We start from the raw sequence: 12,873 nt of genomic DNA, 5'->3' as shown, positions 1-12,873 counted from the left end.
TCTATTTATAGTTAATGTAATAGGCATTATTATTTTTCGTTTTAAGCGAATTCTACTATAAAATAGGCATTAAAAAGTAGAGTCTACCCTGGATAACTAAATTATTATAGAGGAAACATATATGCCATTTTTAAAAGAAACAATAGAAAAAAACGGAGGAAAAATACTTTTTTGATATTGAAGAAGATTCTTAGTATGACGTTGAAGAAAGATATGAAATAAGACATCACTTCTTATTTATTAATATATTAAGTTATTGTTTTATATGGTGCAGTAACCATCAAAGTACTAACCGGTAAGTATTATTAGGCCCGACAGTGCGTGGCAGTGATTAACCTGACGCTGTGTGTTTTTGTTCACAGCGTAAAGATAACCTGTTTAACGGAGGAGAGAATGAAGCTGAGTGAAAAAGGGTTTGAACTGATAAAACATTTTGAAGGTCTTCGCCTTCATGCCTATCAGTGTTCAGCAAACGTCTGGACTATTGGTTACGGACATACTGCTGGAGTACGTCTTGGAGATGTTATCAGCGCTGAAAAGGCAGATGCTTTTTTACGTCGAGATGTGGCTGATGCTGAACGCACGGTAAACAATGCGGTCAGTGTTTCGATTAACCAGCATCAGTTCGATGCACTGGTGTCATTTGTTTTCAATCTGGGGGCAGGGAATTTCCGCTCTTCAGTGTTGCTGAAAAAATTGAACGCTGGAGATTATGCCGGCGCGGCAGGTGAATTGTTGCGCTGGGTGAATGCTGGTGGGCAAAAACTGGCTGGTTTGGTGCGTCGGCGGGAAGCCGAAAAAATGTTGTTTGAAACACCAGTGTAACCAGTATCGGGACAAAATCATGACGTATTTTGTCAGGGTAAGACTCCGTTGTAGAGCAGGATGCGGCCTGTACCCGTCTGTCTGTTTATCCAGCGGTTTGTGGGACAGAAAGATGAGAACGCACGATGTCAGACAACAGGATGGCCGATTGATACTGACCACGTATTTAATAATATACCGGCAGCGGTAGTTGTTGGTTTAGCCATCACATCAGCCCTTAGTGATGACATAAGTGCCCATAATTTATGGACAAACGGGATGGAAACTGGAATGAATTTACGAATGTATCTTTATACAGCACTGGCGATAGTCCTCTTGGCACTGAGCTGGGCAACTGATCATTATCACAGTAAGGCTGTAGTCTGGCGCGACAAGGCACAACAGGTCGAAAAGGTAGCCAGACAGCAAGCCGCGATCCTTACCGAAATGAACATGCGCCAAAAACAGCTGATCGAACTGGATAGGCAACATACGGAGAAATTGAACAATGCTGAAAGCGAAAATAATACTTTGCGTACTCAACTTGCCACTGGCACTCACCGGATGTATGTCGCAGGCAGGCGTCCCGTGTCTGGAACCAGCGAAAGTACAGCCGCCTGCCGCGTGGGCCATGATGCCCCCATCGAGCTCGCTGCAGACGCTGGACAAAACATTCTCGCTGTCCGAGAGGGGATCATCCGTGATCAGCAAAAATTGAAGTACTTACAGGAGTATATTCGTACTGAATGTTTGCGTTAGCGGTGCTAATTTCCTGAAAAATATTGCTTTGAAGTGATTGAGAGGTCACTTGAGATGCTTATAAAGAATCTGCTGCTTTTTACTCTCGGATAGGTCATGTATATCGATTATTGCTTGGCTTTCACTCAGCAGTGGAAAAGCTCCCTGTTTTAGGTTCTGTTGCGCACGATTGTAGATATATGTAGTGTCTAACATTTGGGGGCAAAAGGTCAACATTTTTATCTTTACATGATTCTGGACATATTTAGCCGGAAAATTGTTGCTGCTGCGTATTACCACGATGGAGATCACTGAGTAACTTTGATGGAGATCGGTTCATGTCACTTTCACAGAACCCTTTTTAAAGTAACTTTACTGATCTCCATTGGTCAATGATGTTTGCATTTTTCGCATTGATTCTCCTTTGAGTTCTATCTTGATACTGCCATGAACCAGACGATCCAGGATGGCATCCGCATGGGTTGAGTCGCCTATCATTTTGTACCAGCTATCCACCGGTAACTGGCTTACGACGATGATTGACCCTCGCGGGTACATCAGATCCACTATTTCCAGCAGATCGCTGTAATTCAGCTTTGTCAGTAATTTGCTGTATCTTCCGTCCGCATGTCCCTGGTAGCACAGATCCATTAACGCTTTCAGACGGTAGTAGTACACCTTGTATCGTAATGTTCCGGTGAACTCACCTTGCGTTGTCAGACAACAACACAATGGGATGTTAACTGAAAGTATTATCAGGCCAGGGCAACAGTTCATTCAGCCGACTGTTCGGCCAGACAGGCAGCCGACTGAGGACATCACGCAACCAGACCCAGGGCTCATGTCCGTTGGCTTTGGCCGTTTCCAGCAGGCTCATTATCATGGCCGCCCGTTGCCCCGCAGCCAGTGAACCCGCAAAAAGCCAGTTCTTTCGACCGAGCGTCACACCCCGGACCGCATTCTCCGCCCGGTTGTTGTCTATCGGCACCCGACCGTCATCCAGATAACACACCAGCGCCGCCCAGCGCTTCAGCGTATAATCTATCGCTTTGCGTAACCCGGAGTGGGGGGCCGTTTGGGTCTGCATCGTCTGCAACCAGGACCGGAACTCATTCAGCCTCGACCGGGCATAACGCTGTCGCCACTGACGCCGTTTATCCGGCGGCTGGTGTTTAATTTTTCGCTCCAGTTTATACAGTTCCCGGATACCTTCCAGCGCCTGTTTCGCTACCGGACTTTGGCTCGCTTTGTATTGGTCAAAGAATTTGCGGCGGGCGTGGGCCCAGCAACCCGCTTCGGTGATATCCGCCCGGGCATGCAGCGCGTTGTAACCGGCATAATCATCCGTCACCAACGTGCCGCCCGACCAGTCTTTCAGCAGGCTCTGGGCATAACGGCCACTGCGGCCGGGATGCAGCTCATAGTACACCACTGCCGGCGAGATATCGGGGCCAGTAACATATTGTCCACAGATAGGCGCGCTGGGTCTGGCCTTTTCCCGGCGCCAGTATCGGCAACGGGGTCTCATCGGCATGCAGCACCGGGGACGCCAGCAGCGTCTGCTTCAGGACATCGGCCAGCGGTTGCAGCGTCACAGCCACCTGCCCCACCCTGTCCGACAGGGTGCTGCGGGCCAGGGTTACGCCGTTGCGGGCATAGATTTGCTGTTGACGGTAGAGCGGCAGGTGGTCACGATATTTGGCGACCACCCCCTGAGCCAGCAACCCCGGCTCTGGAATGCCCTTTTCAATCAGTCGGGCTGGGCTTTGGCATGAATTCGCTGGCAGGCCGCACAGCTGTACTGCGGACAGACATAACGCCGGACGATAAACGTGGCCGGACGGTATTCCAGCCGCTCACTGATTTCATCGCGCAAAAAGCGCAGGGCATGACCGCAATCCGGGCAGCTCTCCGTCTCCGGCGCCAGCCGGATATCTTCTCGGGGTAATGTCGCCGGCAAAGGTTGACGTTTAGGATGAGACGCGGGCGCGTTTTCCTTGATATGCAGGCGTGACAGCTGGGTTTCCAGCACCGTAATATCGGTGTCGGCATCCTCCTTGAACTGACTGCGTTTGGGGCCGGCAGGCAGGGTTTCACTGTGCGCGCCGAAACGCCAGCGTTGCGCCTGTTTCAGGGCCTCTTCCAGCTGGCGAATATAATCACCTTGTTGCAGAAGCAGCGCCAGTGCCCGCAGGCGGAACTGGCCGGGGTCATCCAGCGCGATTAAGTCATTGAGCGTCATGCCGACAGTGTACCGGATAATGCCCTGCCGTTATCCGGTAAAAGTGTGACCGGGGTAGCGGAATTAGCTTCGCCAGCCGGACAGGTCATTCCCCTCGACCTGTTGCTAGTGAATGCCGCGGATGAGCCAGTCAAACTGGGCACGGTGCAGACGGCGGGTACACAGCCAGACGCCGTGTCGGTCCCAGCGCAAATTCAGTCCCGCCAGGTGCTGGGTCAGGGCATCAATGCCCCGGCGCATGTCGACGGGCTCTCGCACCAGAAAGAGCTGTTGCGGTTTTAGCATCGGGCCAGTACCCGCATCACGTCAGGCAACAGCGTCAATGGACAGGCGATGGCATAGCCGTCTGGGGTATGCAGGGTGACGGTGTGCGCGTCATCAGGCTGGAGTGAAACCGGCAAGAGGGCGGGCAGTGTCTGGCTGAGAGGTTGGCGCATTTTGTTACTGTCGGCAATCCAGTCGCGGAAAGAGGAAAAATTCAGCTGATGCTGTTCGCAATACTGTTTTCGGGTCAGGTCACTGTGGCGCCATTGGGTCACATGTTGCTGTTTTTGTTCCGGGGTATATCGGCTACGGCTCATGGTGTCAGTCTCTAGGTGAAGATAAGGAAGCAGTAGCGTGCAGGGGCCGGAGAGGAAGAACAAGGTGAGACGACCGGAGCATTACAGATCAGCAGGCGCTGATTGTGTTAATGGACAGTTTGCTTAAACGTTCAAAGATGACGCAGTTACTGACATCGTAGAAAGGATTTGCTACAGAAAAGGCGATTTTATTAATGTAGCATCCGGGCGGCTACCCGGATAACGCTGCTTACCATCACCAACTATCAGAGGTAGTTAATCATGGCTAACCGCGATTGTAATGCAGCTTGGAAGATTTCAAAAGCCCGGCGCAGCTATAAGGTGGGGTATACCAGTACCCGCCATGAAGATCGTAGCACGGGCTGTTGGTTATACGGCTGGCTAATGAAGGATAATTAGCCGGTATATAAAGTAAAATCTCGGCGTTGTTGGCCGAGATTTATATTTAAAACATAAATTCTTACCCTTAGTTAACTTCACCAATATACCAATATTCAGAATAATAAGGCTTTCCCTCGTCATCTTCACTTATTCTAGAAACACCTAGCTCTGAAAAACCATCGGGTAATCGTAAGTTCCATTCTTTGCATAAGCTTCGTTCACTCAATAAAGTTATTTTACCAAACCGACTATATCCGTTACGCGTATGTTCATTGAAATATTCCTCAGATGTGAATATACATAATTCACTTGAAAACATATCAGGCAATACAATGGAACAAGTAATTCTTATATTATTTTCGCTGTCTAGCTTCGCCTTATAAAGGTTATAAGCTGCATCTATCAAATATTGAGCACAAATAGATTGAATGTTTTTATTTGTCTGTTTTCCTTGTACCAAGGCTGAATGCACCGGAATTTTCACATTCCAGTAACCATAAGAATAATCATTTTCAGTAATAACAGGAAAATAGGCCTTATATGACTCGGACCATATTTTCAAGGAACGTAGTCTACGTGGTATACCACGCAGTTTTTTATTGCTCAACGCTATTCTACGCATAGACATTTATAATTTCCTTCCTTTAGCAGCATCAGTTTTGGTCTGGTTTACCGTGCCATCTAAGTTTAAGACAGCCTTAAATTTTCCTTTATTATCAAAAACCTAAAGATGGTTTTTATGTTGACCATCAAGATATAGCTGATCACCTTTTTTAATCACTTTTCCAATATTGTTATTGGCTTTGTAAACACTCTGCCCCTGATATATTTGGCTGGTTTTTTGTGTACTATTTTTTATTTGAGTACCAAAACCGGGTTGAGTAAGAAATTCTTTCATATTCCCAACAGCTCTCTGATTCGGTTGATACGATTGCTTGTCTTTTCCAACATCTCCACCGCCTTTTGCTCCAGCTTTACTGATCCTTCCGGCCACTCCCGCAGATGCAGCAATTCCTGTCTGCCCCATAATCTTCACGATTTCCTGGGTCGTTTCTTCTGAGCCACCGGTGACTTGGGCACGATGGAGCACCAAATTGCGGGAGGCATCAATATTCGACATCGCACCCCGCAAATCAGCCCATTCCCGCACTTTTGCCGGTGTGAGGGAATCCAGCCCCTGCATTCTGGCTTTTTCCTGAATTTCACTCATCCGGGTACTGTAATCACCTTGTAATTCCCGCAGCTCTTTAGCAACCGCAACGCATTGTTCAGCACCGGTACAGCTTGTTATTCGCGTCTGAACCTTATCGTATTCCGGACGATACTTATCCCTGACAGCAGAACGGCAACTGGTATTACCATGATAGTTGACCAGCTCCTCACTCCTTGAGTGATTCTGGTCAACGCTTAAGCGATTGTTGTCCACATGAATTGCAAGGTGGATAAGTTTCTAGCTCAAAGACTATCCATAAATATTTATTTTTTCCCACTGTATATCAGGCAAAATATTACGTAATAAATTCCAGATAAAATATCTAACTGCGTCATGGTAATTACAGAAAATGCATAGCCCATGTCTTCCTCCTCTTTCTGAATAATACGACACCCAGAAACCTTCCTCTAAATGCAAGCAATATTTGTCATCTATATCTGGTTGATTAAGAGCATAGACATCATCCATCACTCCATGATCAGAGAGTAACCTATTTATTTCATGAAATATTTCATCAAGAGGTAATTTCATATTAACAACTTTTGCCAAAATATTTTCAGCCAAATCACGCTCTAATCTCATTGTTCAACCTTCTTGATATATTTGTTCTTGATCAATTCTTCTATCGTATCATTCAATTTATATTGAACACCGCCACCAGGCTCTCCAAATGCAGGAGCAATAGTCCCTTTTTCTGCTGGGATAGGTTTTATAACTTCATACTTAACAGGCGGATATGCTGCTGTTCCTGGAGCTAACGAACGCTCGGAATAAGGAACTCCTGAAGGTGATACAAAATATCCTTTTTCAGATCCAAATCTATCGAGGATAGTTCCTTTTGGGATGGTTGTTTGTGAAACACTTCCTGAAATAGCGCCATTATTTGGGGGCCAGTTCCAGTCCCCTTTTTCATTTCGATATTTACCATATTGAGACCATCCGGTTGCCGGGTCCTGACCATCGGGGACTTGTCCTTTCAAGTAGTGAGTTAAGGCTGCGTTTATTTCTTCCGGTGTTGCCCCGGATTGAACCATTTTTTGAGCCAGTGAACCCGCGCCTTCAAAATGTTTAGCACCTTCGGAACCAAACAGACGTCCCATGCTAAGGGCATTATTATCTGCAAAAATCTTGGTCAGAAGGCCAGAATTCTTACTTGCTAAGGACCAGAAGGGGGAAATTTCTCTTTGCTTTCTTTTAGGTTAGCTAAAATCCACGCTCCAATACCTAAAGGTATCCCTCCTGAAATCCCCACTTTAACAGCGTATATAACATCATTAAGACTAAAGTCTATTTCGCCAAATTGATAATACGCAATAACGCCGACGACAAATCTTATAAGTAAAGTTGTAATAAATAACGATGCAATAGTGGATAGAGTCAGGAAAAACAATAAATATGGAAAAACAATCGTAGATTTCATTTCTTACTCCAGTTTTTATTTAACTTATCTTCTATTGTACTGCCTGCAACTTCAGAGCTTATTGCACCAGAACCCGCACCAATGACTTCAGCAACAGTTCCTGATACTACAGGCTTAAATTTATCAGTAACTACTTTACCGGTCCTTGCACCTATCACGTTACCAATACCTGCACCAATTGCAGGGGACAACGGATCTTTCCCTTGCAATTTAGCACTTGCATACGCACCAGTAATACTCGCCACTTCTGTAAACCAAAACCCTTTGCCCTGCGTTACCGCTCCCATGCTGTTATCAATCCTCTTACCGGATCTTGTCCTGCCGGGTGATCGCCTTTGGCATGTTTTGACAATGCCGCTGAAATCTCTTGCGGGGATTTACCTTCATTTAACATAGCAATAGCCAGACTGGATGCTGACCGACCGTAATCCGCCATCCCTTTGGGCAAACTCAATGCATTATTGTCAGTTGTCGACAATAGACATCTTATTCCTCCTCCTTGTTTTTGTTTGATGAAGAAAGTTTCTTGCAAAATTCTTCTATTAGACTAAATAAATAAATAAAAAATCCAAATACTGCCCCACCACCACCGCCTACTTTTATACTGAATTTTAATCCATTAATGGCTGGTTGAATGTCTAAAAGAAAATAACCCTCTTTAAAAAGTATAATAAGGTATGTTAAGGGAATGCTAATCATGCAACATACTGAAAAAATGATCCCCCATCCCAAGACTAAATAGATAAATTGTTTTAGTCTAAAAATAATGCCTCTTTTATTGTTCATTTCTTTCTTCCTTGTGTTTTTTTCATTCCTTCTTCCGCAATGTAATCCGTCACAGTTCCCGCATAATTTCCGATAATGGTCCCACCAATTTCGGAAGCTTTATTAGAATAACCTTTAGAGAGCATTTCATTAGTAAATTTCCCGCCTACTTTATTGCCAACTATAGTGCCAACTGCATTGCCTAACATTGAGGTTGTAGGATCTTCTCCTTTAACTTTACTTCCTAAATAAGCGCCTCCTGTATTAACAAGGGTGCTAAATAGCGTTCCTTTACCTTGAGTTAATGCGCCTGTTCCCACCGCTATCAGTGTATCTGTTGCACTATAGTGTTCTCCTGGTTTCAACGTTAAAAGTTGTTTGGTGGCATCTGTTGCTCCGCCTAAAATACCTCCACCAATTACTGCCGCCGCCCCAGTAACAGGGGCAACTATAGTCCCTCCCACAGCAGAAGCACCAGCTCCCCAAGCGACTAACAGCCCTCTTACCGGATCTTGTCCTGCCGGGTGATCGCCTTTGGCATGTTTTGACAATGCCGCTGAAATCTCTTGCGGGGATTTACCTTCATTTAACATAGCAATAGCCAGACTGGATGCTGACCGACCGTAATCCGCCATCCCTTTGGGCAAACTCAATGCATTATTGTCAGTAACAACCCATTCCAGTGCGAACTTCACCGACGAACGCCGATTTTCCTAATGCTCTCAGTCAGTTACAACCCGTTTTTTCCAATGTCCGTTCACCGCCGAACCCAAAACCCCCTGACGCGCTTTTCGCCCCCGACGGCCCGTTTTTCCCGCCGGGCCTTTGTCAGCGTAGCGCCCTTTTCGGCAACGGGCGAACGTCGCCCAGCTTGCCTGGGCGGCGGACGCTCGTTCTGCGGGCGCGGGCGGCACAGAGCCCGCAAGCGGCGCCCCTGCGACGCTCTGAGGCACTGTGGCTTCGGGTTGCGCATGGCCTTTGCATGACCACCCGGTTTTGTTCAGGGAAGCCCCCGGGGGCTGCACGGGGCGGCGATGGCGAGCACGGGAACGAGCAACGGAGCGCAGCGCAGTGTGAGCCGCGCGCAGCCAGTAAAGCAGGGTTGGGGCGGGGGGCAGTAAATTAGCGGAGGCCGCAGGCCGACCTGCCTTCAGGGGTGTTAACCGGACGATAACGCGGCAGCTAAAGAAGAACTTGGGGTTGCCGATGGCCGGCTCAGCGGCTTACAGCAGAAGGCGTCAGCCTTGTGCGCCGCACCCTCCGATGCTAACCCGCGGGGGCGCCAGACATAATGCCAATTATACGCATTAAGCCGCTCATGGATGCTCAGGTGGTTACCTTTGCTTATCGGCGCAGTGCGTATAATTCCCCCGCATTATGTTCAATAGGCGTTGGGCGGCCTGTTCCGGCTTAGCGGGGACGCCAGCGGTTGGGCCGCCTGACGACTATTTACCCCCGCGTGCGCCGAGGCCAACGGGCAGTCCGGCCACGGTCTGCCCCCACACCGTACCCGCCTGACTCAACGGGGGCGGGCGGACAGTCAGCGGGTATCGGGAGTTGAGGTCGGCGCCGAACCGTCCGGCGGCGTGTCTGTGCCGGCGTCAGCTTCGGCGTACAGGTCGGCCAGTAAACCCACCTCATCGGCGTCGCCGGCTTTTTCGTCTGCCATCTGCTCCGCAGGATGCGTACTGGCGTGCACCGCCTGCAAGGCCCGGATGGAGACCTGCGTATACACCTGGGTTGATTCCACGCTCGCATGCCCCAGCATCGCCTGTATCCAGCGCAGGTCTGCCCCGTTCTCCAGCATCTGGGTCGCCATCGCGTGCCGGAACAGGTGACAGGCCCCTTTTTTCTCAATACCCACCGCGTTGATATAAGCTGTCACCAGATTGCTGATACCGTTGGCCTGTAAGCCATCCAGCCCATCCATCGCGACGAATAATGCCTTGACGTCAGGATTGACGATAAGTTGTGGCCGCACCTGTTGCTGATAGCGCTGTAGCCAGCTTAAGGCCCGTTCGCCGAGGGGCAACACCCGGTCTTTATTCCCCTTGCCCTGCCGGATGGTCACCGTTTTGCGTGACCCGTCAACGCTGTACACATCCAGCCGGGTTAATTCGCCCCGACGCATCCCGGTTGACCAGAGCAACTCCATCAACGCCCGGTCGCGTACCCCCTGCAACGTCGTCAGGTCAGGCTGCGCCAGTATCTGTTCGGTTTCATCGATGGTCAGGATATAGCGCGGCAGGTGCTTTTCCAGTCTGGGGAGCTCAAGGTCCGCCGCCGGGTTCGCCAGTATCAGGTTCTGTTTCGTCAGCCATTTGAACCAGACCTTCAAGGGCTCCAGCTGGGTACGTTGCGTTCGGGTGCTTAACGGCTCCCCGTTGGTCTTGCGGTACTGATACAGATAACGCTGGTAACGTTCCAGTATCGGCCGGGTGATATCCGCGGCATAGTACAGGCCCCGTTCGGTGGCCCACAGGATAAAACGATAGGTGTGATGGGTCTGCACTTTCAATGTCGTCTCCGACCAGTTCCGCTCCTGCCGCCACACCACAAAGCGCAGCAACAACGCATACAGACTCTTCGGGTCGTGCGCCGGCCCCACAGGCTGACGGTAGACGTCATTAACGGTCAGGAGACTCCCCTTGCGGGGTTTACGGTTTGCCATGATTGACCTCCGGTTGAGATTGAGGGGCGGGTGCAGACAAGGGGCGCGTTTTCTTTTTTCCTTTTATCACTGTGTTTTCCGTTACCCCGGCTTGCGGCACGCTGACCCCGTGTTCTGCCTGCCTTGATGGGGATTTTTTCATCCCAGACTTAACCCGGACCTGGCCCAGACTTGAGGCAGACTGGCGTTTAGTTAAGTCAGACTTGCTCTCATGACCTGTCGGGATGGCTGCCGGCGTTTTATCCCTGTCGGGCACAGGCAATGCGTTTCCGTGATGATTTTCTTTAATAACTGCGTTTTCATCTGACCGGACTTGCGCACTGTCTAACCCTTGTACTGTCCGGGTTGACGCGGGTTTTTCTTCCTCAGACTTAGGCCGGACTTGCCCCAGACTTGGGGCAGACTTATCTGCTTCCACGTCAGACTTGCGTTCACTGCCGGCGGTTTCTGCGTCCGGTTCCCCCACCTCCAGCAGGCCGCACAGATGGGCGGCGCCGTTGTCTTCCCCGTCCCACAGCAGTTCATAATGCAGCAGGTGCCCCCGGCTGCCGCCGTGCAACAGCAGGTATTCCATTTCCGTCAGGCGTTGACAGTGGTTCTTCAGCTGGCTGTCGCTCCAGTGGGTAAAGGCGCGGATATCCCGCCGGGTAAAGCGCACCTCGTTTGGCTGGCAGTGCTGGCGCTGCGCGATGTGGCCGACCATCTCCTGTATCAGCAACAGCAACTTGCGGGTCTGCGGCGGCATTTCGTCCAGCGTGCGCCCCAGCACCTCATGCGCCAGCCGGTTGGCCAGAGCAATGTCCGCTTTCGTGACTTCGATATATTCGATGACCTGTCCGCGGTGGGTCGTTTTCTTCACCTCCCGCTGGTACTGGTGCAGCAACGCAATGGCCTGTATCAGCGTCAGGTATTTCATGTGGTCGCGCCGCATCCGGGTTTTGTCTGACAGGAACGTCAGTTGATGGGCGTAAGGGTTGACCACTCTCAGCGGCCTTAACAGGCGCTGGGCGTTCTGGTGTAACTGCGTCAGATAGCCTTTCTCCGAGTCAGCCAGCAACCCTTCTAGCGTCTGACGGTGCCGCTGCATGGCGTGGATGGCCTGCGTCTGCTCGCGCGATTCGTTGACCGTCAGCACCAGACAGCGGTTCAGCAGCTCTTCATCCACATCAATGGCCGTGGTCGTTAACATCAGCATGACCGGCCCCTGTACCTTGTATTCCCGCGTCACCAGTTCGCCGCTTTGTTCGTTCTTGCCGGTGCTGGCGATTTTCAGCTCGCCGTCCGACTGCAACAGTTTCAGGGCATAGGCCGCCTGCCGCACGCCTTCCTCTTCGGCGATAGCCAGTATTTTGTGTTGCAGGCTGGTTTCTCCCAGATAGTAGAGGCTCTGCCCGGTCATCGCCGAGTACTGGATACGCTCCTCTTCCGGCATCAGGTTCAGCACCGCCTCCATCAGGCTGCTCTTGCCTGCCGCGCTGCTGCTCTGGATTAACACGGCCAGCGGTTTATCCAGTTTGCGCGAGACTGCCGCCAGATACCCGGTCAGCAGATTGGTCGATTCGCCGACCACGCCACAGGCGGCCATGTCGTTGATAATCTGTTCTGTCAGGTTTGGCGATGTCAGCAACGCCAGCGCGGCGGCTTCATCTTCTGCGCTGACCGTGACTACGGTTGTCCCTGAGGCTTCGGCGTCGGCCTGCTGTTGCGCGTCCTGTTGCTGCTCCAGCATCAGCAAGACCCGCCCGGCTTCGCGTTTGATGACCGACAGCTCGCATTCCAGCTCTTGCGCCGCCGTGCTGATGTAGTTCTGACGATGCCGCGCGTGATACATGTCCAGTGTATCCACATGGAACAGGCCGGACGTTTCATCCCGCACCTGCACATTGACTTTCATCACATCGGGCACCGGCGATTTTTTCATCCCCCGTATCCGCCAGACCCGGGGCCCGCTTTTCATCAGCAGTTCACCGCAGGCCGTGCGCTCACAAGGCACGGGGGCAACAGTCAGCTCTGGTGGGGCGGCTAAGGCAGCCGGTTTAGCCACATCTGCATTGTGAG

General features: G+C 50.5%; 16 protein-coding genes and 3 pseudogenes. 3 read left to right on the top strand and 16 right to left on the bottom strand.

Translation table 11 applies throughout. The features are described from left to right. Positions 1–393 precede the first annotated feature (393 nt). Both BDD30_RS06770 and BDD30_RS06765 read left to right on the top strand, forming a co-directional pair. On the top strand, positions 394–825 hold the full coding sequence (locus tag BDD30_RS06770) for a lysozyme (protein WP_041382327.1): 432 nt from the start codon (positions 394–396) through the stop codon (positions 823–825). A 60-nt stretch (positions 826–885) separates the two neighbouring features. After that, positions 886–1,563 (top strand): lysis protein, encoded by a 678-nt coding sequence (locus BDD30_RS06765; protein ID WP_015835448.1) that lies wholly within the window; start codon positions 886–888, stop codon positions 1,561–1,563. A 45-nt stretch (positions 1,564–1,608) separates the two neighbouring features. On the opposite strand, the gene BDD30_RS24980 is transcribed toward BDD30_RS06765, so the two are convergent. From BDD30_RS24980 to tnpA, 5 genes and pseudogenes are all read right to left on the bottom strand, one after another. Beyond that, positions 1,609–1,758 carry an nSTAND3 domain-containing NTPase gene (locus BDD30_RS24980; protein ID WP_387795993.1) on the bottom strand — a complete coding sequence of 50 codons (150 nt, stop codon included), beginning with the start codon at positions 1,756–1,758 and terminating at the stop codon, positions 1,609–1,611. A 156-nt stretch (positions 1,759–1,914) separates the two neighbouring features. Then, positions 1,915–2,226 (bottom strand): annotated as a pseudogene (locus BDD30_RS06760) (ATP-binding protein); the annotation flags it as partial. A 55-nt stretch (positions 2,227–2,281) separates the two neighbouring features. Beyond that, a pseudogene (gene tnpC, locus BDD30_RS24630) lies at positions 2,282–3,784 on the bottom strand (IS66 family transposase). Positions 3,785–3,889: 105 nt separating this feature from the next. After that, on the bottom strand, positions 3,890–4,069 hold the full coding sequence (locus tag BDD30_RS24075) for a hypothetical protein (RefSeq protein WP_071823750.1): 180 nt from the start codon (positions 4,067–4,069) through the stop codon (positions 3,890–3,892). Beyond that, positions 4,063–4,365 carry an IS66 family insertion sequence element accessory protein TnpA gene (gene tnpA, locus BDD30_RS06745; protein WP_041382323.1) on the bottom strand — a complete coding sequence of 101 codons (303 nt, stop codon included), beginning with the start codon at positions 4,363–4,365 and terminating at the stop codon, positions 4,063–4,065. The genes BDD30_RS24075 and tnpA overlap by 7 nt, the downstream gene beginning before the upstream one ends. A 261-nt stretch (positions 4,366–4,626) precedes the next feature. Here tnpA and BDD30_RS06735 point away from each other — a divergent pair, with 261 nt between their 5' ends. After that, positions 4,627–4,764: a hypothetical protein gene (locus BDD30_RS06735; protein WP_015835441.1), complete on the top strand. Its 138-nt coding sequence runs from the start codon at positions 4,627–4,629 to the stop codon at positions 4,762–4,764. 67 nt (positions 4,765–4,831) lie between these two features. On the opposite strand, the gene BDD30_RS06730 is transcribed toward BDD30_RS06735, so the two are convergent. The 11 genes and pseudogenes from BDD30_RS06730 to BDD30_RS06680 form a co-directional block, all read right to left on the bottom strand. Then, positions 4,832–5,374, bottom strand: a complete 543-nt coding sequence (locus BDD30_RS06730; protein ID WP_015835440.1) for a DUF3916 domain-containing protein — start codon at positions 5,372–5,374, stop codon at positions 4,832–4,834. Between the two features lie 96 nt (positions 5,375–5,470). Next, complete coding sequence (locus BDD30_RS06725; RefSeq protein ID WP_015835439.1) at positions 5,471–6,172, bottom strand: hypothetical protein; 702 nt, start codon at positions 6,170–6,172, stop codon at positions 5,471–5,473. Positions 6,173–6,208: 36 nt separating this feature from the next. Then, positions 6,209–6,541, bottom strand: coding sequence for a hypothetical protein (locus BDD30_RS06720; protein WP_015835438.1), 333 nt, complete (start codon positions 6,539–6,541; stop codon positions 6,209–6,211). Beyond that, positions 6,538–7,059: a TNT domain-containing protein gene (locus BDD30_RS06715; protein WP_015835437.1), complete on the bottom strand. Its 522-nt coding sequence runs from the start codon at positions 7,057–7,059 to the stop codon at positions 6,538–6,540. The genes BDD30_RS06720 and BDD30_RS06715 overlap by 4 nt, the downstream gene beginning before the upstream one ends. Before the next feature lie 56 nt (positions 7,060–7,115). Then, complete coding sequence (locus BDD30_RS06710) at positions 7,116–7,379, bottom strand: hypothetical protein (protein WP_015835436.1); 264 nt, start codon at positions 7,377–7,379, stop codon at positions 7,116–7,118. Continuing rightward, complete coding sequence (locus BDD30_RS24070; RefSeq protein ID WP_015835435.1) at positions 7,376–7,666, bottom strand: hypothetical protein; 291 nt, start codon at positions 7,664–7,666, stop codon at positions 7,376–7,378. Before BDD30_RS24070 ends, BDD30_RS06710 begins: the two co-directional genes overlap by 4 nt. Next, positions 7,654–7,857 carry a hypothetical protein gene (locus BDD30_RS24065; RefSeq protein WP_015835434.1) on the bottom strand — a complete coding sequence of 68 codons (204 nt, stop codon included), beginning with the start codon at positions 7,855–7,857 and terminating at the stop codon, positions 7,654–7,656. The genes BDD30_RS24070 and BDD30_RS24065 overlap by 13 nt, the downstream gene beginning before the upstream one ends. 8 nt (positions 7,858–7,865) lie before the next feature. Then, a complete protein-coding gene (locus tag BDD30_RS06700) occupies positions 7,866–8,165 on the bottom strand; it encodes a hypothetical protein (RefSeq protein WP_015835433.1) in 300 nt (99 codons plus the stop codon). Beyond that, complete coding sequence (locus BDD30_RS06695; protein WP_015835432.1) at positions 8,162–8,839, bottom strand: hypothetical protein; 678 nt, start codon at positions 8,837–8,839, stop codon at positions 8,162–8,164. Before BDD30_RS06695 ends, BDD30_RS06700 begins: the two co-directional genes overlap by 4 nt. An 845-nt stretch (positions 8,840–9,684) precedes the next feature. After that, positions 9,685–10,815, bottom strand: coding sequence for a site-specific tyrosine recombinase XerC (gene xerC / locus BDD30_RS06685; RefSeq protein WP_015835428.1), 1,131 nt, complete (start codon positions 10,813–10,815; stop codon positions 9,685–9,687). Next, positions 10,802–12,873: pseudogene (locus BDD30_RS06680) on the bottom strand (DNA primase); the annotation flags it as partial. The gene xerC and the pseudogene BDD30_RS06680, both read right to left, overlap by 14 nt.

Source organism: Photorhabdus asymbiotica (genome assembly GCF_003634575.1).
Taxonomy (GTDB): domain Bacteria; phylum Pseudomonadota; class Gammaproteobacteria; order Enterobacterales; family Enterobacteriaceae; genus Photorhabdus; species Photorhabdus asymbiotica.
This window is presented reverse-complemented; position numbering and strand designations above follow the sequence as displayed.

Bases quoted from the DNA above. Each gene is read 5' to 3' on its own strand.
- BDD30_RS06715 (WP_015835437.1), bottom strand. From the start codon at position 7,059: ATGGGACGTCTGTTTGGTTCCGAAGGTGCTAAACATTTTGAAGGCGCG.
- BDD30_RS06735 (WP_015835441.1), top strand. From the start codon at position 4,627: ATGGCTAACCGCGATTGTAATGCAGCTTGGAAGATTTCAAAAGCCCGG.
- tnpA (WP_041382323.1), bottom strand. From the start codon at position 4,365: ATGAGCCGTAGCCGATATACCCCGGAACAAAAACAGCAACATGTGACC.
- xerC (WP_015835428.1), bottom strand. From the start codon at position 10,815: ATGGCAAACCGTAAACCCCGCAAGGGGAGTCTCCTGACCGTTAATGAC.
- BDD30_RS06710 (WP_015835436.1), bottom strand. From the start codon at position 7,379: ATGAAATCTACGATTGTTTTTCCATATTTATTGTTTTTCCTGACTCTA.
- BDD30_RS06720 (WP_015835438.1), bottom strand. From the start codon at position 6,541: ATGAGATTAGAGCGTGATTTGGCTGAAAATATTTTGGCAAAAGTTGTT.
- BDD30_RS24070 (WP_015835435.1), bottom strand. From the start codon at position 7,666: ATGGGAGCGGTAACGCAGGGCAAAGGGTTTTGGTTTACAGAAGTGGCG.
- BDD30_RS06700 (WP_015835433.1), bottom strand. From the start codon at position 8,165: ATGAACAATAAAAGAGGCATTATTTTTAGACTAAAACAATTTATCTAT.
- BDD30_RS06765 (WP_015835448.1), top strand. From the start codon at position 886: ATGCGGCCTGTACCCGTCTGTCTGTTTATCCAGCGGTTTGTGGGACAG.
- BDD30_RS24980 (WP_387795993.1), bottom strand. From the start codon at position 1,758: ATGTTAGACACTACATATATCTACAATCGTGCGCAACAGAACCTAAAA.
- BDD30_RS06770 (WP_041382327.1), top strand. From the start codon at position 394: ATGAAGCTGAGTGAAAAAGGGTTTGAACTGATAAAACATTTTGAAGGT.
- BDD30_RS24075 (WP_071823750.1), bottom strand. From the start codon at position 4,069: ATGCTAAAACCGCAACAGCTCTTTCTGGTGCGAGAGCCCGTCGACATG.
- BDD30_RS06730 (WP_015835440.1), bottom strand. From the start codon at position 5,374: ATGTCTATGCGTAGAATAGCGTTGAGCAATAAAAAACTGCGTGGTATA.